The 19,002-nt window shown below is 70.9% G+C and carries 14 protein-coding genes and 1 pseudogene; 1 reads left to right on the top strand and 14 read right to left on the bottom strand.

Annotated features, from left to right (window positions below; all coding sequences use genetic code 11):
- Window positions 1-30: 30 nt before the first annotated feature.
- The 12 genes and pseudogenes from AC4H2G_RS19325 to AC4H2G_RS19270 form a co-directional block, all read right to left on the bottom strand.
- Entirely contained in the window at window positions 31-2,610 is a 2,580-nt protein-coding gene (locus AC4H2G_RS19325; protein WP_494367358.1) for a heparinase II/III domain-containing protein, read from the bottom strand.
- Window positions 2,611-2,821: 211 nt separating this feature from the next.
- A complete protein-coding gene (locus AC4H2G_RS19320; protein WP_494367357.1) occupies window positions 2,822-4,975 on the bottom strand; it encodes a glycosyltransferase in 2,154 nt (717 codons plus the stop codon).
- Window positions 4,972-6,222, bottom strand: a complete 1,251-nt coding sequence (wecC, locus tag AC4H2G_RS19315; RefSeq protein WP_494367356.1) for a UDP-N-acetyl-D-mannosamine dehydrogenase — start codon at window positions 6,220-6,222, stop codon at window positions 4,972-4,974. Before wecC ends, AC4H2G_RS19320 begins: the two co-directional genes overlap by 4 nt.
- An 8-nt stretch (window positions 6,223-6,230) precedes the next feature.
- The gene (locus tag AC4H2G_RS19310) at window positions 6,231-7,952 is read right to left on the bottom strand and encodes a glycosyltransferase family protein (protein ID WP_494367355.1); all 1,722 of its coding nucleotides are present in this window, start codon (window positions 7,950-7,952) and stop codon (window positions 6,231-6,233) included.
- 302 nt (window positions 7,953-8,254) lie between these two features.
- Entirely contained in the window at window positions 8,255-8,860 is a 606-nt protein-coding gene (locus AC4H2G_RS19305; RefSeq protein ID WP_494367354.1) for a DUF6036 family nucleotidyltransferase, read from the bottom strand.
- The gene (locus AC4H2G_RS19300) at window positions 8,857-9,432 is read right to left on the bottom strand and encodes a helix-turn-helix domain-containing protein (protein WP_494367353.1); all 576 of its coding nucleotides are present in this window, start codon (window positions 9,430-9,432) and stop codon (window positions 8,857-8,859) included. The genes AC4H2G_RS19305 and AC4H2G_RS19300 overlap by 4 nt, the downstream gene beginning before the upstream one ends.
- Window positions 9,413-9,766 carry a hypothetical protein gene (locus tag AC4H2G_RS19295; protein WP_494367352.1) on the bottom strand — a complete coding sequence of 118 codons (354 nt, stop codon included), beginning with the start codon at window positions 9,764-9,766 and terminating at the stop codon, window positions 9,413-9,415. The genes AC4H2G_RS19300 and AC4H2G_RS19295 overlap by 20 nt, the downstream gene beginning before the upstream one ends.
- Window positions 9,763-10,227: a type IV toxin-antitoxin system AbiEi family antitoxin domain-containing protein gene (locus tag AC4H2G_RS19290; RefSeq protein ID WP_494367351.1), complete on the bottom strand. Its 465-nt coding sequence runs from the start codon at window positions 10,225-10,227 to the stop codon at window positions 9,763-9,765. Before AC4H2G_RS19290 ends, AC4H2G_RS19295 begins: the two co-directional genes overlap by 4 nt.
- Window positions 10,228-10,332: pseudogene (locus AC4H2G_RS19285) on the bottom strand (type IV toxin-antitoxin system AbiEi family antitoxin domain-containing protein); the annotation flags it as partial.
- A 134-nt stretch (window positions 10,333-10,466) separates the two neighbouring features.
- Entirely contained in the window at window positions 10,467-11,942 is a 1,476-nt protein-coding gene (locus AC4H2G_RS19280; RefSeq protein ID WP_494367350.1) for an NCS2 family permease, read from the bottom strand.
- A gap of 68 nt (window positions 11,943-12,010) precedes the next feature.
- Window positions 12,011-12,694, bottom strand: coding sequence for a hypothetical protein (locus AC4H2G_RS19275; RefSeq protein WP_494367349.1), 684 nt, complete (start codon window positions 12,692-12,694; stop codon window positions 12,011-12,013).
- Window positions 12,695-12,711: 17 nt separating this feature from the next.
- Complete coding sequence (locus tag AC4H2G_RS19270) at window positions 12,712-14,229, bottom strand: sugar transferase (RefSeq protein ID WP_494367348.1); 1,518 nt, start codon at window positions 14,227-14,229, stop codon at window positions 12,712-12,714.
- A 380-nt stretch (window positions 14,230-14,609) separates the two neighbouring features.
- On the opposite strand from AC4H2G_RS19270, the gene AC4H2G_RS19265 reads away from it, so the two are divergent.
- Window positions 14,610-14,918 (top strand): DUF2530 domain-containing protein, encoded by a 309-nt coding sequence (locus AC4H2G_RS19265; protein WP_494367347.1) that lies wholly within the window; start codon window positions 14,610-14,612, stop codon window positions 14,916-14,918.
- Window positions 14,919-14,944: 26 nt separating this feature from the next.
- On the opposite strand, the gene AC4H2G_RS19260 is transcribed toward AC4H2G_RS19265, so the two are convergent.
- On the bottom strand, window positions 14,945-18,037 hold the full coding sequence (locus tag AC4H2G_RS19260; protein ID WP_494367346.1) for a sacsin N-terminal ATP-binding-like domain-containing protein: 3,093 nt from the start codon (window positions 18,035-18,037) through the stop codon (window positions 14,945-14,947).
- Entirely contained in the window at window positions 18,034-19,002 is a 969-nt protein-coding gene (locus AC4H2G_RS19255; RefSeq protein WP_494367345.1) for a DUF3027 domain-containing protein, read from the bottom strand. Before AC4H2G_RS19255 ends, AC4H2G_RS19260 begins: the two co-directional genes overlap by 4 nt.

Raw genomic sequence — 19,002 nt, 5'->3', positions numbered from 1 at the left:
CCCGGCCATTTCGCTGCCGCGGCCTACTCGTCAACTCTCAAATTCTTCGAGCTTGGTGAGGGCGCTCGTGACGATGGTCGAAAAGGCGTCGCGCGTTGGTCCCACGTGCCCGCGCCCCCAGTCAACTTCTACCAGTTGGACACGGACGCCGACCTCCTCTGCGACCGATACATAAGGGCCGATGTGACTCGCCATATGATGGCCGTCGCCACGGTTCCCCACCAGTGTGACGCTCAGGGCCGAGTGCCCGGCGCGCAGGCGCTCGACCGCGGAGATCCGCTGAACATCGATCGGACTACCCGACGGGTCTCCGGATACAAGCGCGAGCGCCTTCTGCGAGAAGCGTGCGTGATATCGACGCACATCTGTCTGCGGATTGATCGCGACCACATGACTGTCGGTGAGATAGCTTCCGACTTGCAGTGCGGCGAAACCGCCCCCGGAGCTTCCTACCAGCAGTATTCTCGAGGCCCCGACGGCGACGGAGAGTAATCTGAGGGCGTCGGCGATGTCGGCATGGAGGTTCCGCGTGAGCGTTCCCAGATACCAAGCGAGCCCCAAGTCCGATCGCAGATCAAGCGTCGGGTCTGACACTACGGCCGTCGTCCGTCCGAATCGCGACAGGCTTGTGGCTCTCTCGAAGCGTGGGAGCCTGTCACGTGTCCGTTCGAGAGCACCCGAGAACCCGACGAGCATGGTTGTGGTGCCACATGGTTCGACACGGATGGGGAGTGCGAGCGCACCGACGTCGATCACGTGGGTCGCCGGTGCCGCGCCGACCAGTCCCGCCACCACGGTGTCACCGTGCACCACTACATCCTTCACTCCTGGAGACGCGGCTCGGTCGTAGGGATAGGCAGAGCGGATCGCATCCCTGGCATGGTCCGGTTCGAGAAGGCCGGCGGCGACCCCGGCTTCACGGAGATCTCGAATCGTGACGAGTCCGCCGTAGTCGTGCCCGCGACCGATGTGCTCGCGAAGCCGACGCAGATCCGCGTCCATGGCCCCGTCCAGCGATGTTGCTTGCCCTCCGGCGAGCAGCCGACGGGCACCAGTTACCGCCGACTCAACCTCCGCGACGGTCGCCGTCCCAACGGCCTCCAGCGGCGGCGGCAGGGCCGCACTGGAACCGTCCGCACGCTCCACCCGGACGCCCGCGTCGTCGATCACGACGTCGTACGGTCCCGATGATGAGTCGATGCGAAATGCCCGCGCTCCGTCGTCGAGCTCAACCGAGCGGAGACGGCCTGTCGGGCGCTGCCCGCACACGGCGGTGACAATCCGGAATCGGCGCCCGACCTTCCGCGCCGTCACGAGATGAGACGGTGTCATCTCGTTCCACCGCTCGGAAACCCATCCATCCAAGCGTCCGGGGGCGGCCTTGATGACTCCGATATCAGGTAGCGTTCCGCCAAAAGCGATTCCCCCGTCCCCGACGAGCAGGTGACCAGCACGCCGCTCCACTACGCGACGCGGATCGACGAGAATCCTGAGCTCGGCTTCAACCTGTCGGTCCGCGATCACCGTGTCGATGATGAGAAGCGCGTCAGCGGGGCGTAGGTAGAGGACATCTCGTCTAAGCACGACACCGGCGTAGCCAGTGTCTTCGAGCTTGAAGTAGTCGTACACGTCGTTCGATTCGTGCCGGACCAGAGACACCACACTGGTCCTGTCATACTCGGCCCCTTCTATCACCACCACGTTGTGCGCATTGCGCGACACAAAGTGCGCCCTCTCGGCAGTGTTGGTGTACGAGTACTTCCCGGCATCGACGACGATCGGCGAGCCGCCGGCGAAGAACGTGAAACTCCCCGCATCTACGTGCCCATGCACCTTGCTCGCGCTACCGAATACAAGAGAGTAGAAGCTCTCTTCGCCGACGCCCCGCCTCGTCTCGCCCCAGCCGGACCGTCCGAAAGCATACCCACCCATGTACACCTTGGACATCGAAGGCGGTGGGACTCCGCCCTCGCCTTGCGAACGGGCATACTCGATGACGTCATCCTGACCGGCGCGCGGCCGCCCCGCAACCGTGTCGCCGAGCGCCTCGATTCGGCCGTCAGGACGAGTCGCATGGGCGATTGACTCTGCCGCAAGCTTGAGCGACTCAGCGATAAAGTCAGCGTCCTGGCCCTCACGGCGAAGCCGATCGAGTACCTCACGCCCCCACCGGAGATTGAGTTCCCAGTATCCAGGTGCTCCTTCAGCATTCAGGCCTTGCGTATCGTAGTTTGAGGCGAAGTAGTCGCGCAGCCGTGCGAGCGACTTGCGGGTCGCGGTCACGTCCCCCAACGCACTTCCCAACTGGAAGAGGGCGGAATGCTGATGGAGAGCGTGATTCGAGTGCCCAAGGTTCTCCGCGTCCATCAGCCAGTCGCGATGCAGCGCAAGCGCGTCCATGACCGTTTCGACATCACGGGCGTACGGAAGTCCATACAGTATGACCTCGGCGCGGATCGCGTCGACCATATCCTTCCACGCCCAGACGATCGTGCGCTTCGGATCACTGTTCGCATTGATCCAGTCGTGGACAATCTCTTCCCACGTTTGGAACTCGCTGACGCGACCGATTCGCGCCTGCCGGCGCAGAGGATCGATCCAACGGAGCATATGAAGCTGCGCCCGCCAATTGCGCTGGGTAAATGGATCGGCACGCCAGTCGATCCGGGAGGGGAAAGTATATGCAGGGTGCGGGGGAAGCCTCAGCGTTCTTGCTTGTGCATCCCTGGCTGACGACCGGTCGTCAGCGGTTGCCTCAAACCCGACCCCGAAGGCCTGACGCAGTGCCACCTCGCGGGCGTTCGCAATCGTCGGTCCCATGTCACGTCCCCGAACGCAACGCGGCCCCGGAACTGAGACCTTCATAGATTTCCGAGACGCGTGTCGCCAAGTTGCGCCAGTCCCGCTCGCGGACGACCCAGTCGCGCGCCTGGGCTCCGAGCCGGTTGCGCAGCTCGTCGTCGTCCAGGAGTCGACGCAGCACGCTCTCCAGCGATACCACGTCGCCCTTCGTGTGCAGCAGACCGTTCTCACCGTCCGTGACGATCTCGGCGAGAGCCCGGACGTCCGACGAGACCACCGCCTTGCCCATCGCCATGGCCTCGAACGGCTTGAGCGGAGAGACCAGCTCGCACACGGGCATGGGAGCACGCGGGAAGGGGGCGATGTCGATCAGCGAGTAGTAGCGCTCGACGTCTGCGTGCGGCACGCGCCCGGTGAAGGTGACGAAGGTTCCGAGTACACCGAGCTCTTCGGCCAAGGTCTCGAACGTCTCCTTCTCCGCGCCGTCACCGACGATCAGGACGTGGAAGTCCTCTCGCTCGCCTGCCAGCCGGCTCGCGGCGCGAATGAGGAGGTCGAGGCCTTCGTAGTCGAGGACCGATCCGACATACCCGATGATCGTCTTTCCCTCGAGCCCGAGCTGCCGCTGCAGCTCGAGGTCACGAGGAATCGGCGTGAATCTCTCGGTGTCGACGCCATTCGGTACCACCGCGATCTTCGCCGGGTCCACGCCCCGGTCGATCATCTCGTCGCGCAGACCGCGGGTGATGGTGATCACGCGGTCAGCTGCAGACGCTGCGTCTGCCTCCATCCGCTTGACGTACCGGTACATCCCCGAGTCGTGCCACTCCGGGTTGCGGGAAGCACGGGTGACCTCCCAGAGCCCGCGAACCTCGTAGACGGAGCGAATGCCCAGACGACGGGCGGTCTCGACCGCAGTGAGGCCGTTCCAGTGGTTCGACGCAGCATGGATGACGAACGGCTTGTGCTCCGCGGCGAGAGCAGCGAGCGCGTCGGAGTACTGAGTGACGTAGTCGGTGATCGGGTTCTTCTGCCACCTGCCCGTCTCCGTGCTCAAGCGGGAGTACGTGACACCGTCGATCACGTCGACGTCGGCGATCGACTGGAGCTCGTCGTGCCCCGGGGTGTCGAACGGGAAGCCCAGACGGGTCACCGCACGGGTGTTCCACTCGGTGCTGAGCTGCCGTAGAAGACCGTGGGAGCGCGTCGCGTACCCCGCAGAGCTGTACGGGAGCGAGTTGTGGAGCAGGTAGAACGTGCTGCGCGGATCGGGCTCGTAGGCGGGCGTGTCCTTGCGCTTGCCGAACGGGAAACCACGCTTCGCGAGCTGGTAGTTCGTCGGCGCACCGGACGGCGTCGCCTTCTCTTCCAGCTCCTGCCGACGCTCGATCGTCTTCAGCGTCGTGCGTGCCCAGCCGTCGGTCGGGCGGACGCGTGCGTACTCGCGAAGAAGCTTCACACTGCGCTTGTCCTGCTCACGAGCGAGGCTGCGCCGGATGGCCCGTCGCAGCGCGTCGATCGGGACATGCTCGGGGGGCAACGACTTCAGCAGAGCGACGGACGTACCGGTGCGACCGATGGCAAGCGCATAGACAAGCTCAGCCTGGTGGCGCTGGTCGTCGGTCAACGAACTCGTCGAAGGGGTGGACGTCTCTGCGTCTCGTTCCAAGAAGAGGCGAGCGGCGTACCCCGCGACCGGGTCAAGACCGCTGGCGACGGTACGAATGCCGTCGAGGCTCTTCTGCGGGATGAGGAAGTCGAGCGCCGCGCGATGAGCCTCAGGGTGCGCGGGGAGTTCTGCGACGAGAGCACTGAGCGCGTCGGTGAGGATCGACGGCGACTTGTCCTTGCTCCTCACCAGCTCGATGAGAAGCTCGTACGCGCCGAGGTGCCACGGCCGGACGTCCAGCGCGCTACGGATCGCCTCGTAGGCGACGTCCGAACGCTTGGCATCGATCGCCCACTGCCCGTAGAGATACCAGAGATCCGCGCGGCGCGGTCCGAGGAGGGTCGCGCGCCTGATGGACTCGAGCGCCGCGTCCCGGCGACCCTGGGCCCAGCGTTCCTTGGCCTCGGCGATGTAGCTGTCGAGCTCGCGACCCGCAAGAGTCGCCTTCGGGACGGGCCCGGCGATGCGTCGGCGCGCTCTGGCAACCAGCGAAGGCTTCGTCACCGCCAGACGCCCTTCGTGTCGATGACGATCTTCTCGCGGAGCCGCAGCGGCTTGCGGTCTGCCTGCTTGAAGTCGGTGTGGTCGACGAGCACCAGGACGATGTCCGCCTCGGCGACGGCGCTGCCGAGGTCGCGGAGCTCGACGTTCGTCCGCCCTGCGAGAGAACGCGGCAGCTCGTCGATGTGCGGCTCCACTGCGAGCACCACCGCGTCGTCGACCTCCGCAGCCAGTCGAGCGGCGATGGCCAGTGCAGGAGACTCGCGCAGGTCGTCGATGTCCGGCTTGAAGGCGAGGCCGAGCACGGCGATGCGGGGCGCCTTGAACCGGTCCGCGTGTGCCTTGACCCGCGAGATCACGTATTCGGGCTTGGCGTCGTTGACCTCGCGGGCGGTCCGGATCAGTTGCGCCCGCTCCGGCGCCGCATCCACGATGAACCACGGGTCGACGGCGATGCAATGACCGCCCACGCCCGGTCCCGGCTGCAGGATGTTGACGCGCGGGTGGTGGTTCGCGAGGCGGATGAGCTCCCACACGTCGATGCCGAGATCTGCCGAGATGAGGGACAGCTCGTTCGCGAACGCGATGTTGACGTCGCGGTAGGAGTTCTCGACGAGCTTCGCCATCTCGGCAGTCACCGCGTCGGTGAGGAGGATCTCGCCCTGGCAGAAGACCTGGTAGAGCTCCTTGGCGTGCTCCGCGGCCGCCGTGGTGAGCCCACCGACGATCCGGTCGTTCGTCACGAGCTCGATCATCACGCGGCCAGGAAGCACGCGCTCGGGGCAGTGCGCCACGTGGATGACCGCGCGGCCCTCAGAACCGTCGAGGGACAGGTCCGGGCGGGCGGCGAGGATCCAGTCCGCCATCTGCTGCGTGGCCTGCGGCGGCGAGGTCGACTCGAGGATCACCAGCGCGTCTGCCGACAGGTGCGGCGCGATGGCCTCGGCCGCGGCCTGGATGTACGAAAGGTCGGGCTTGTGCCCCTCCGTGAACGGCGTCGGTACGGCGACGATGAACGCGTCGGCCGGCTCGGGCTTCGTCGTCGCCCGCAGAGTCCCCTGCGTCACGGAGCCCGCGACGTACGTCGCCAGGTCGGGCTCGACGAAGGGCACGTCACCCCGGTTCACGGCCTCCACCGTGCGCTCGTTGATGTCCACGCCGATGACGTTCACGCCGTTCGACGCGAGGATCGCCGCCGTCGGGAGCCCGATGTAGCCGAGCCCGACGACGCACACAGTGGTGCTGGTCATGATTCCCCTCAGACGAGGACGTGCGCGTCTGCACGTCCGTAGAACTGGACCTCACCGCTCGCGAGCAGCTCGGCGTCGGTGACGTCCCAGGTGTGCGCCCCGCCGGAGCGCACCTGGACGAAGTTGAAGCGGTCGGCGGAGAACACGCGTGCCCCGGCGTCCACCGCTGATCGTAGGAAGCCGGTGTCCTCACCCCGTGCCATATGGGCGAATTTCACCCGCTCGACGAGCGTGCGGTCGGCCACGATCGTCGGGCCCATCACGAAATCTGTGTACCGGTGCTCACGCTCCGCGAACCGCAGCACGGTCGCGTCGAGCGACGCCACATGCATGTAGTGGGCCTGCTTGCCGACCACCTCGGCACTGGCGTACGCCATAGCGTCGAGCTGATCGGAGAGGTAGTGCGCGCCGTAGAGGTCGTCGTCGTCCATCTTCGCGACGACGTCCCCGTCGGACGCCGCGACGAGCCGGTTGAGACACTCCCCCAGCGACACGTCCGTTCCCGCACGGAGGAGCACGAGGTCCTCGACCCCGGCCTCCTTCGCCCGCACGCGCACGTCCGCCTCGTCCACGTCAAACCCGTGCGCGAGCAACGCGAGCTGCACGTCCACGTCGCGCTGCCCGCCGACCGTCCGCAGGACGTGGTCGAGCTGACCGGGCCGGTTCGTCGACACGAGTGCGCTCACGCCGAGGCGACGCACCGTCGGGGACTCAGCCAGCCCGACGTCGTGCAGCACGCGCTGCACGCGGGCGCCGTACGTGTGCTCCCGCCAGATGCGCCGTTGCCCTCGGTGCGTCGCACGGTCACGCAGCTCGCGCGAGCGCACGAGCGCGCGGATCGTGTGCGCGGCCTCGGCCCGCTCGCCCACGACGAACACCTCGTCGGGCGGGAAGAACTCGCCGATGGCCGCGCTCGGCGTCGTCACCACCGGCGTGCCGCAGGCCGTGATCTCGAAGACCCGGCGCGCGCACATGCTCGGCGAGTCGACCACCGAGTTCACGTTGAGGAACACCTTGTACTCGCGGTACGCGGTGAGCATCCGGTCGTAGTCGAGCGAGCCGACCACGTGCGCCCCGAGCGGCGCAGGGAACTGGTAGCGCTCGTCGCCGCCCTGGAAGCGCGAGAAGATCTCGAGGCCGTGCTCCATGCGTGGCGAGACGTCGACCGCCGCACCGAGCAGCAGGTCCATCTGCGCGCGGCGCTCCGGGTACTTGTGCGCGAAGTACATGCCGCCGAACGCGACGTCGCCGCTCGGCCCGTCCCCGTGCGCGCGCACCGGGTTGTGTATCGCCGGCTGCGCGCCGAAGGCGAGCACGCCCACGCGGTCGTGCCCGAGCCGCTCGCGGTACGCGTCCACGCGCCCGACGTCGGTCGTGTACAGGTGGTCGAACAGCGCCGCGGTGTCGAGGAAGTCCTCGAAGTGCGCCGGGTCCTCCTTGTTCCAGAAGACCGTCGGCACGCCGCGCTCACGGCACGCGGCCAGGAGCTCCACGAGCGCCGGACGGGGCGCCGTCGGACCCGTCAGGTGGTACTGCCACGCGCCCGCGTTGCCGTTCCACGCCGACTCGACGAAGAGCAGGTCGAGACCCGGGCGGCCACCGTCGCGCGGCGTGTCAAGCTCGGCCCGCCACGACTGCGGCGTCACGGCCACCTGGTCCCACTCGAACCCGAACGCGAGGCGGGAGAAGTCGTCGAGGATCACGCCGACGCGCAACGCCGGGCGGGTCACAGGGCGCTCAGACGGTACCCACGGCTCGAACGTCACACCGCTGTCGGTGCGGATCGCGCCCTGCGCACCCGCCGGCCTCGCGATGCCGCGTCGACGCAGATACGTCCGCAACTGGGACAAACCACCGCGGCGAAAATGCCAGAGGGCCTTGCGCGCCTCATCGAGGCGTGAGCCCCCTCGTGCCGTCACTGTCACCGTCTCGCTCGATCCGCGGCCGTTGCACATGCGCACCGACCGCGGACATGGTACCGCCGTCCCGGTGATAGGCCGGAACCCGTCCAGGCTGGCTCCGCGGCGTCAGATCACGCTCGACGATCCCGCTGACGCGCACGAGATGCGGCCTGCGGGGCGAGGCCCAGGGCGGCCCACCGGTCGCAGTGAGGTCGCAGGAATCTCCGGGCCGCGGAGATCCTCTCAGGCTCCGTCTCTGTCGCGGAAACCCTCTCCCAGATGATGTTGGGGTCGACGAGCTCCGCCTGCACGAGCGCCGTCACGAACACGTGATCCTTCTCCCGGTTGGCTAGCAGCTTTGCCGCGCACAGGTCGTGCGGTTCGAGGCAGAGTCCCGTTCCCCCGCCGGTCGCGTCGGACGAGACCTCAACCAGACGGTCGCTCCAGTCCGACGGAAGGATCGCCGTTTGCCGACCGACACCCTGGATGTAGAAGCCATGCGTCATGTGGAAGGTGGACAGTTCCCCGACTGCGCCGTCAAGACGATCAGCGAGCGTCTCGGCGTCGTCATCGCGTAGCGGGCAGATGTCCACCTCGACAGACATGGTGGCCTGATTGGGCAGCTGCTCCTCTTCCCAGGATCCGAGCACAGCCTGGGACCCGATGACGATGACCCGGTCCTGCTCAAGGATCTGCGTCGCGGCACGGATCGCGTGCTCGAGCTGTTCCCGCCTCACCAGGACCGTGCCTTGCGGATTGCCGCGACACGCTCGTCATCGGCGAGGACGCCCGCGAACGGTGAGACCTGACGCATGTCGATCCCGTGCTCGTCCTCGCGCAGGCAGAGCGCGACCATGTCGGCGGTCGTCCCGGCGAGCGCCCGCTCCCACTCGTCGAGCCAGCGGCGAGCCTGGTCTCCGTGCACGGTACGGCGCAGCAGGGGCAGGTTCGCACGAGCGACGTCGCGCACCCGACGGTCATCAGCGCGCAGGTGGCGCACGACGGCCCGGTGAAGCTCGAGGGAGACGCGTTCCTCACGCCGCTCCAGCCGAGGACGGGTCTGCGTGACGCGCGGAGCACGGCGGCGCGTGGCCCTGACAGATGAGTCAGTCATGACCAGCGGCTGATCAAGGGCGTTGGTCACAGCGATCACCGTCTTGAGTGTGCTGCCCTCGCCCGCCTCGAGCCGCCGCAAGGCACTCAACGACACCCCCGCCCGCTCGGCCAGATCCCGCTGGTCCAACGCGCGTGCGAGCCTCGCTGAGCGCACTCGCATACCCACCTGTTCTTCAGCTCGGATCTGCTCCACAACTACCATGGTCGGTGACAATCGCTTGAAAAGCAACGATAATGAAACCTCCCAGAGGGCGTGCTCGGCGCTCCCAGCGCCGTTCTGCCGCGATCCAGAGGCCATCGTCAACCGAACTCTCTGCCGTCGCGTCGAGCGTGCCGAACGCAGCGAGCAGCATGCCGCCCTTGAGCACGAAGTCCTCGGCGTACGAGGAGCGCGCGAGCCGGGCCAACCACCGCTCGACGACGTACATGGTCAGCAGGTCTTGCGTGCGTCGGCCCTCGCGGCGGGCTCGGTTCTGCAGGTCCGGGTAGGCCCGACCGGATGCCGAGTCGCGGCGCGGGCGGCTCATCGCGCGCTCACCACGTCGAGGGCGGTTCGCACGGGCCCGAACACGTCCAGAGCCTTGGCGTACTCGAGCAGGAGCGCTGGCCGCGCGCCTGGAGAAGAGAGGTAGCGGTTGAGCGCCGCGTGGGCGACCGGTTCGCCGATCCGACCGCGCAGGCGCATCAGGTCGACGACGGTTCGGCCCTTGTCGTAGATCCGGACGCTCTCCCCCGGTGCCGCCTCGACCTCGCCGAGCCCGAGCTCGAACGTGTCCGGGTCGAAGCGGAACACCGTCGTCGGAGGGAACGCGATGCGCACCGCGTTGTGCGCGGCAGAGACGGCGATCTGCACCGTCGTCTCCAGCTCGTCTGTCAGGTCGTGGACCGCGGCGGCGGTCACGCAGCACGCGATCGCCCGCGGCGCCCGGTAGGCGACGGCCAGCAGGTCCGGGTAGGTCGCCTGTGGCGCGTCTGCTCTTCGGTACACGGCGCGCGAGAGCTCGATGATGTCGCCGTCGTCACGCCACCGGTACAGGTCGCGGGGGTGGACGCCGAGCGCGCGTGCCGTCTTCGTCGTGAAGGTCGCCGGCAGGCGACCGCAGAGTTGTCCCCATGGATAAAAGCCATACAGGGACCCCTTCGTCGTGGATGCTTTCTATCCACAGGACCTGGGCGCGTGCCCGACGACGCGGGCCCGGCTCCCGGGCCCGCGTCACGGTGCCGGCCCTACAGGCCGAGCGCCTCGCGGATCGGGCCGAGCAGGAAGTACACGACGAACATCGCGGACGAGACCCACATGAGCGGGTGGATCGCGCGGACCTTGCCGAGCGCGAGCTTGATGAGCACGAAGGCGAGGAAGCCCGCGCCGATGCCGTCGGCGATCGAGTACGTGAACGGCATGATGATGATCGTGAGGAACGCCGGGATCGCGATCTCGACGTCCTTCCAGGAGATGCCGGCGATCTGCGTCATCATGAGGAACCCGACGAAGACGAGCGCGGGCGCCGCGGCCTCGTAGGGGACGAGCGCGACGAGCGGCGACAGGAACGTCGCGAGCAGGAACGCGACGCCCGTGACGACCGACGCCAGGCCCGTCCGGGCCCCCTCGCCCACACCGGTCGTCGACTCGACGTAGCTCGTGTTCGACGAGACCGACCCGGCACCGCCGGCCGCCGCGGCGATCGAGTCGACGACGAGGATCGCGCGCGTGCGCGGCGGGGTGCCGTCCGCGTCGAGGAGCTTCGCCTCCGCGCCGACCGCGACCATCGTGCCCATCGTGTCGAAGAAGTCCGCGAGGAGCAGCGAGAAGACCAGCAGGATGACGGTGACCGTCGCGATGTTCTCGAACGAGCCCAGCAGGGAGAACTGCCCGAGGAGGCCGAAGTCGGGGACGTCGACGACGCCGTCGAACGTCGGGGCGTTGAGGTTGAAGCCGTCCGGGTTCGAGCCGTCGGGCGCCTTCGCCCCGATGTTCAGGGTGTTCTCGAGCACGACCGCGAGGGCGGTGGCCGTGAGGATCGCGATGAGCAGCGCGCCCTTGATCTTGCGCACCCACAGCACGATCGTCAGCACGAGGCCCACGACGAACACGAGGATCGGCCACGTGCCGAGGTTGCCCAACGCGAGGAGCGTGCCGCTGCCCGCGGTGACGAAGCCTGCGTTGACGAGGCCGATGAGCGCGATGAACAGGCCGATGCCGACGCTGATCGCCGTCTTGAGCTCGACGGGCACGGCGCGGAACACGGCCTCGCGGAACCCGGTGAGCACGAGCAGCAGGATGATGAGGCCCTCGATCACCACGAGGCCCATGGCGTCGGCCCACGTCACGCCCGGCAGGGACGCGATCGAGTAGGCGACGACGGCGTTGAGGCCGAGGCCCGCGGCCAGGCCCAGCGGGAAGTTGGCGAAGACGCCCATCGCGATGGTCATGATGCCCGCGACGAGCGCCGTCGCCGCGGCGACCTTGCCGAAGTCGGGAGCGTCGCCGCCGCCGAGGAACTGGCCCGTGCCGTCCTGCACGGTCCCGATGATGAGCGGGTTGAGCACGACGATGTACGCCATCGCGAAGAACGTCACGAGGCCTCCGCGGACCTCCGTGCCGATGGTCGAGCCGCGCTCGGTGATCTTGAAGAAGCGGTCGATCGCGCTGTTGGCAGGCGGGGGTGCCTGCTCGTCCTCACGGACGGAGGTGGGGGAAGACATGGGGAGAATGCTGCCAGACGCGGGTTACGGGGGCGTAACCGGGATAGGGTGCCCCGCCGTGGCGCGCCTCACGCGGCGCCGAGCGCAGCCGGGACAGGTGCTCCCACCAGTTCCGCGTGCTCGAGGCCGGTCGTCTCGCGGGGTGTCCCCGCGGCGAGCTGGAGGGCATGGAGCGCGTCGAGGATCGCCACCGCCCGCTCCCCCGGCCCACCAGCCGGCACCCCGTAGAGGAGACGGCTCGGGCGCAGCGTGTCGAGGACGGCGTGGCCGGGCCGGTGCTCGTCCGGCACCCACACGACGTCCGCGCGCACGCCGTCGGCCGCGAGCGACGCCGAGAGCCATGCGGCGGTACCCGGCAGGACGCTCGCACGGCCGACGACGAGGTCCCCCGGCCCGAGGTGGGGCGCGAGCTGCTCGACGACGTCGCGCAGCATCGCGGTCCGGGCACCGGCGCGCAGCTCGTCGTCCCCGGCGGCCAGACCTCCCGGGACCACACCGGTCCCTACGGCCAGGACGTGCACCCGGGCGCCGGCGACCGCCGTCCGGTCACCGGTGAGCCGCAGCCTCCCGCTGAGCAGCGCGAGGGCGAGGAGCCGCCGCAGCCGCGGCTCGGCGGTCGTGGGCAGCCCGGCGCGCAGCCGCCGCCGGACGGACGGGTCCGCCTCCAGGGCGACGACGTCGTGGCCCGCTGCGGCGAGGCACGCCGCCTGGACCGCACCGCGGCGACCGCACCCGACGACGGAGACCCTCATGGCGGACCACCCCCGCCTCAGTAGGCGCCGTGCCCGCCGAACACGGCGCGTGCCGTGCGGGCGAGGATGAGGAAGTCGCCGAAGAGGGTCCAGTTCTCGACGTAGTAGACGTCGAGACGGACGCTCTCCTCCCACGACAGGTCCGAGCGCCCGCCCACCTGCCACAGCCCGGTGAGCCCGGGCTTGACGAGCAGACGACGGCGCACCTTCATCTCGTACTTCTGGACCTCGCTCTGCAGCGGCGGCCGCGGGCCCACGAGGCTCATGTCACCACGCAGCACGTTGAGCAGCTGCGGGAGCTCGTCGAGCGAGTACCGGCGCAGCACGCGGCCCACCCGGGTCACCCGGGGGTCGTCGCGCAGCTTGAACAGGGGACCAGCGCCGTCGTTCTGCTCGACGAGGGCGCCGACCTCGCGGTCCGCGCCGGTCCGCATGGACCGGAACTTGAACATCGGGAACACCTGCCCGTTGCGGCCCACGCGCTCCTGGCGGTAGAAGACCGGTCCGCGGCTCGTGCACCGCACCGCGAGCGCCACGGCCACGAGGACGGGCAGCAGCACGAGCGTGATGAGCGCGGCACCGAACCAGTCGGTCGCGGTCTTCACCATGAACCGGGGCCCCGTGAAGCGCGGGGCGTCGACGTGCAGGAGCGCCACGCTCTCGGCCGGGGTGATGGTGATGCGCGGCCCCGCGACGTCGACGAGCTCCGCCGTCAGCATGAGGTCGACGCCGTACGGCTCGAGCTCCCAGCCGAGCCGTCGGACCACCTCGGCCGTGATGGAGTCGGAGCCGGAGACCGCGACGATGTCCGCCTCGACCCGCGCGGCGACCTCGCCGGCGTCGCGCAGGGAGCCCAGGACGGGGATGCCGTCGACCGTCTCGCCCTCCTCGATGCGGCCCGACGGGACGCACACCCCGACGACGCGGTAGCCGGACTCGCTGCGACCGTTGAGGTCACGGATGAGCCGCTCCGCCTGCTCGCGGTGGCCGATGGCCAGGACCGCGGAGCGTGCCAGCCCGTGGGCGCGCTGCCGGTGGAGCCACTGGCGCCACAGGTAGCGCCCGAGCAGGAGGCCGCCGAGACCGATGGGGAACGCGAAGGCCAGGTAGCCCCGCGCCTCCTGGAACCGCAGGAGGAACGCCAGGACGGCGAAGACCGCGAAGAGCCGCCACGACGCGTCGAACACGCGGTGGTACTCGGTGGGTCCGCTCCCGAGCACCCGGGGGTCGCGCGTCCGTGTCGCGACGAGCGAGACGGACCAGGCGACCCCGATGAGCAGGCTGAGGGCGACGTACGGCACGTGCAGGTTGCTGCGGACCGGCTGCTCGACGAACTGGTCCCAGCGCAGGAAGTACGCGACGAGCACGCCGACCGCGACGGCGGCCGTGTCCGTGACGAGGAGCCGGTGGCGGTAGGCCACCTGCCAGTGGCTGTCGGTGAAGGCTGCCCGCGCGCGGCGGACGCGTGCTGCGGGCGAGGTGACGAGGAGGGAGCGCAGTCCGCGTCGTACGTCGTGCTCGACGTCGTGGGACACGCGTCCACCTCCTGGCTCCTGATACCCCTGCATGGCGACTCATCCTAAGTTCGTAGAAGTTCTCGGCAGTGAATTCCGACGGGCTTTCACCCGGGTGAGAAGAGGACTGCCCGACACGATCCGTCAGGTCCTGCGGAGCGCAGGATTCCAACGATTCCTGCAACGTCGGGGAACGAGTGAAAGAGTTTGGACAATCGTCCAGTTCGGGCGTTCTGGTCGCCGGTCGGCCGACGAGTGGCGACCCGGGCCGCCCAGCTCTGCCGCGCCGTCGCGGCGGGCCGTCGGGCGACGCTGGTGATCATCACACCAGGTAAGACGACGCGGACGGCCCGCTGTGACGTGGATCACCGGGTGAATTGGCCCGCCGGTACGATGACGACGTGCCCACGTTCGTCACGCTCCTGCTCCACCCCGACCGCCGCCGACCCGAGCCGGCGCCTCTGCGCGTGGACCTGCGCGCCGTGATCCTGTGGGGCGTCGCGCTGTGGGCGGCGGCCCTGCTGGTGTGCGTCGTGCTCCTCGCGACGGGCATGCCCACCGCCCGCGGTGTCGCGACGTGCGTCGTCGGCCTCCTCCTCGGGGGCGTCGGCCTGTGGTGGGAACGCGGGCACCGCGAGAGCTACCGTGCGGGCACCGCCGAGCTCCCGGTCGTCCCGCGCGACGACCACCGGGGCCGCACGACCGACTGACATCGGCGGAACGCGGAACGCGCCGCTCAGCCTGCGTCGTCCCAGAACGACGACGCCACGGCCCGCTCGGCGCGCTCGGGGTCGCGCAGCACCTCCTCGACCAGGTGCCGCAGCGCGAACCTCCCTGCCGCCGCGACCAGCGCCGCCGCGAGGGCCCCCGAACCGTCCCCGTGCACCGCCGCCGCAGACCCCGTACCCACGACCCACCACGGCACCCGCACCCCCTGCACCCGCAGGTCCGCGTGCTCGGTCCACGTCCCGGGCGCGTCCCCCAGGACCCGGCGCACCGGCTCGGGGACCTCCCGCGCCGTGCCCGCGGCGTCGGGTGGCGGGGCGGGCGGCGCGACGGCGACGTCGAGCAGGTCGGCGACGGCGCCCACCAGGGCCGCGGGAGCAGGGAGCACCGGGCGCAGCGGCGACCACATCGGGTCCGCCGCGACCACGACCTCCGCCGCGTCCGCGACCTCGACACCCCGCGGGCCGAGCGCGGGCAGCCGGTCCGGCGCCGGGTCGAGCTCCTCCCCGCGGGCGGCGAGGCCCGCGAGCGCTCGCCACACGGTGACGGCGTCGTCGGCGGCGAGCCCCGTCCCGACGTCGGGCAGCCCGTCCAGGAGCCCGACCCACTCGTCCGGCGCGAGCCCGTCGAGGTCTCGCACACCGCCGAGCGCGACGAGGACCGCCTCGTCGAGCGCCGCGCCGTCGGACCCGGTCGGCTCGAGCCCGGCCAGCTCGGGCGGGGCCGGGCGCAGGAAGGAGACGTCGCCCAGGGCGAAGGGCCCGCCGAGCTCCTCGCGCAGCCACCACGCCGTGTACGACGGCGCCTCCCGCCCGTCCGGCGCGCGCACCGGCTCGAGCAGCGCGGCCCGCGCGGCGGGGTCCGCGGCGATCGCGGCGAGGACCTCGGGCCACGCGTCGTCGGTCACCGCGTCGAGGTCGGCGACGGCCGCGACGTCGCCCACGAAGACCCCGGCTCCGAGCGCGGCCGCCACGTGCTCCAGGTACCCCGACCAGTCCGGCAACCAGCCCTCCGCGCCGTGCGGCGCGAGGACCGGCTCCTCTCCCGGCGAGGGGGTCAGGGCGTCATGCACCCGGTGCACCGTCGGCCCGACGACGACCCCCACCGCGCGCAGCACGGCCTCGCCCCAGCGTTCGACCACGTCCTGGTCCACCACGTCGAGGTCGAGGACACGGCTCGCCCACGACCCCGGCAGGACCAGCGAGCGGGCCGCCGCGGTCTCGCCGTCCCCGGTCGCGAGCGGAAGCTCTCCCCACCAGAAGGGCGTGGTGTCGAGACCCGTCGCCACCGCTGACGCGACGAGGGCGAGCAAGGGCTCGACCGCCGCCGTGACGTCCTCGCCGTCGTCGGACGCGGCTGCTGCGGCGAGGACGCGCGCGCGGACCGCGTCGTCGGCGACGAGGTCGCGGACCGAGGTCCGACGCGCGCCGAGACGCTCGAGGAGCGGGTGCGCCGCGTCCGGGTCGACGACGCGCAGGCCCAGGTCCGCGGCGTCGTGCGCGGTGAGGGTGAGCGGCTCGTCGGCGTCGAGCAGGACGAGCCCGCGCGCCCCGCGGGCCGTGCGGCCGCCGGCGAGGGGCACGGGGACGGCGCCGAGCGCCTCCCGCACGGCCGGGTCCGCGGCGTGCGGCGCGAGCGCGTCGTAGAGGGCGCGCCAGCCGCCGGGGCCGGCGGGGGCCCGGAGATCGTCGACGACGTCCGCGAGGTCGAGCACCTCCACCCCGAGCGAGCGGGCGACCGGGAGGAGGTGCCGCGGCACTGAGACCAGGTCCGGCACGCCGAGCACGTCGAGCACGGCCGCGTCGGCGCCGAGGTCCCCGGTCAGCACCCGCGCGTCGGCGGGGCGGACCAGGTGCGGTGAGCCCGCCACGGGGAGGAGCGGCGTGCGCCGCAGGACGTCGGTGGCCGCGTCGCGCACGAGGGCGTCGACGGCGCCCGCGGGAAGCCCCGTCGGCACGAGGGCGAGGACGTCGGCCCCGCGGCGCAGCGCCTCCGCCCCGAGCAGCTCCGCGTACGCCTCGCCCGCCCGGCGCGCCACGTGCTCGGTCAGGGCTCCCGAGGACACGTGCCGGCGCGACGGGTCGAGCGGGAACGACGCGAGCAGCAAGGCCGGGAAGGTCGCCGGCTCGTCGGTCGGGGTCGGCGCGTGCACGACGCGCGGGAGCTCGGGACCGGCCGCCGGGCCCGGTTCGCGCGGCAGCGCCCACGTGACCGACCACCGGGCGCGCGACCGCTCCTCGACGGGTCGGCCGGCGAGCAGCTCCTCGTCGAGGTCGCCGCCGCGGCGCAGGATGGTCCAGCGGTCCTCGACGCCCGCGACCCGTCGGGGCGGGCCGTCGCCGTCGTCGACGACGACCTCCGCGAGAGCCGGCAGCGCGAGGAGCAGCGGGTCGCCGACGGCCGCCAGCTCCGCGCGCACCGCGGCGCTCGCGGCCGCGTCGCGCAGCACGACCTCGACGGCGGTGTCGTAGCCCGTCGGGACCTCGACGGCCGTAGGGAACGGGAGCCTCAGGACAGGGAGCCGGTCGCCGCGCCGGGCGGCCTCGGCCGCGAGAGCGGCGTCGTCGCGCACCACGTCCTCGAGCGCGACGCGGGCACGGTCCAGCGAGAAGCCGACCGCGCGGTCCCCGGCACCGATGCGGATCTCGTCGGAGACCGAGCGCAGCGCGGCGAACCCGACACCGAACCGGCCGACGGTCGCCCCGGTGCCACGCTCCCCGGTGGCGGACGCCCGCATCGCGGCGAGCGAGGCCACGCCCGCGGCGTCCAGCGGCGCCCCGGTGTTCGCGGCGCGCAGCACCCAGGCGCCGTCGGCGCCGTCGGCACCGGTCGCGCCGGTCGCGCCGGTCGTGCTGCCGGTCGCGTCGCCGGTGGAGCGACGGCCCGACGGCCGCAGCGTCAGGAGCAGACGGCCGGGCACCCCGGCGCGAGCGGCGGCGTCGGCGGCGTTCTGCGCGAGCTCGACGACCACGCGGTCGCGGTAGGAGCCGTGGGCGTGGTCCTCCTCGGTGTTGGCGTCCTCGCGCAACCGGGTCGGCGACGACCGCCAGGCCTCGAGGACGGCGCGACGCAGCGCCGCGGTCCCGAGGGGGTCGTGGCTCACGCCCCGGGCTCGTCCTCGGCCGTTCGCGACGGCTCCGCCGGCTCGGTGCCGTCCGCGGCGTCGGGTTCGCTCACGGCGTCGGGTTCGCTCACGGCGTCGGTCCCACTCACGACATCGGTCCCGGCCACGACGTCGATCGTCGCCGCAGGAGGCTCGGCCGGAGCCGCTGCCTCGAGCATCGAGACGAGCTCGACGTGCATCTCGTCGATGAGCGGCGCGGCCTCGGGCCAGTCGCTCGGCTGGGGGTCGACGTCCGTCTCGGAGTGCGCGCCGCACCCGTGGTCGAGGCTCACGACCTTGCCGTCGTCGGGCGACCACGCGTTCGCGCACACGCCGAACACCTGGCCGAGCGCGCCCTGGAGCGGCACGAGGAAGCCGCAGGACCCGCACTCGGCCGCCGACGCGACGGCGCCGCGCGTCGTCGGGCCGCGCGAGCCGCGGTACCAGCGCTCCGCGGCCTCGTCCCGACCCTCCGGCGAGAGCACGCGGGCGCGAGCGAGCGCGAGCTCCTCGATCGCGACGGCGTCCTCCTGCTCGTCACCTGTCGGGACGTAACCGGGCTCGAGGCGCGGGTCGTCGGCGCGGAACGGCAGCACGTCGCCAGGACCCACGTCGCCCGGCTGCAGGCGCTCGGACCACGGCAGCCAGGCGGGCGCGAGCAGCGCGCCGTCACCGGGCAGGAGCTCGACCTCGCACACCGTCGCGACGCGCCCGCGGGGCACGCGCGCGAGGGTCACGGTCCAGTGCCAGCCGGCGTAGCCGCGCATCGTGCACGCGAACCGGTGGGAGATGAGCCGGTCGGCCTCCGCGACGGTGCCGAGGTGCTCGCCGACGTCCTGCGGGTTCTCCGCGACCTCCTCGGCCGCGGCGCGGGCGATGTCGACGGCGCCCGTCAGGACGGCGTCGCGCGCGGCACGCGCGGACACCCCACGCGCGCGCTGCTCGGCGGCTGCCACGGCACTCAT

This window comes from Cellulosimicrobium sp. BMG9.23, from assembly GCF_059159985.1.
Note: the sequence above shows the minus strand (reverse complement) of the source record. Positions and strands in the feature narration are given on the sequence as shown.

Coding starts and splice junctions, on each gene's coding strand:
- AC4H2G_RS19295 (WP_494367352.1), bottom strand. CDS start 9,766: ATGAGCCGCCCGCGCCGCGACTCGGCATCCGGTCGGGCCTACCCGGAC.
- AC4H2G_RS19275 (WP_494367349.1), bottom strand. CDS start 12,694: ATGAGGGTCTCCGTCGTCGGGTGCGGTCGCCGCGGTGCGGTCCAGGCG.
- AC4H2G_RS19325 (WP_494367358.1), bottom strand. CDS start 2,610: ATGCTCCGTTGGATCGATCCTCTGCGCCGGCAGGCGCGAATCGGTCGC.
- wecC (WP_494367356.1), bottom strand. CDS start 6,222: ATGACCAGCACCACTGTGTGCGTCGTCGGGCTCGGCTACATCGGGCTC.
- AC4H2G_RS19255 (WP_494367345.1), bottom strand. CDS start 19,002: ATGAGTGCCGTGGCAGCCGCCGAGCAGCGCGCGCGTGGGGTGTCCGCG.
- AC4H2G_RS19280 (WP_494367350.1), bottom strand. CDS start 11,942: ATGTCTTCCCCCACCTCCGTCCGTGAGGACGAGCAGGCACCCCCGCCT.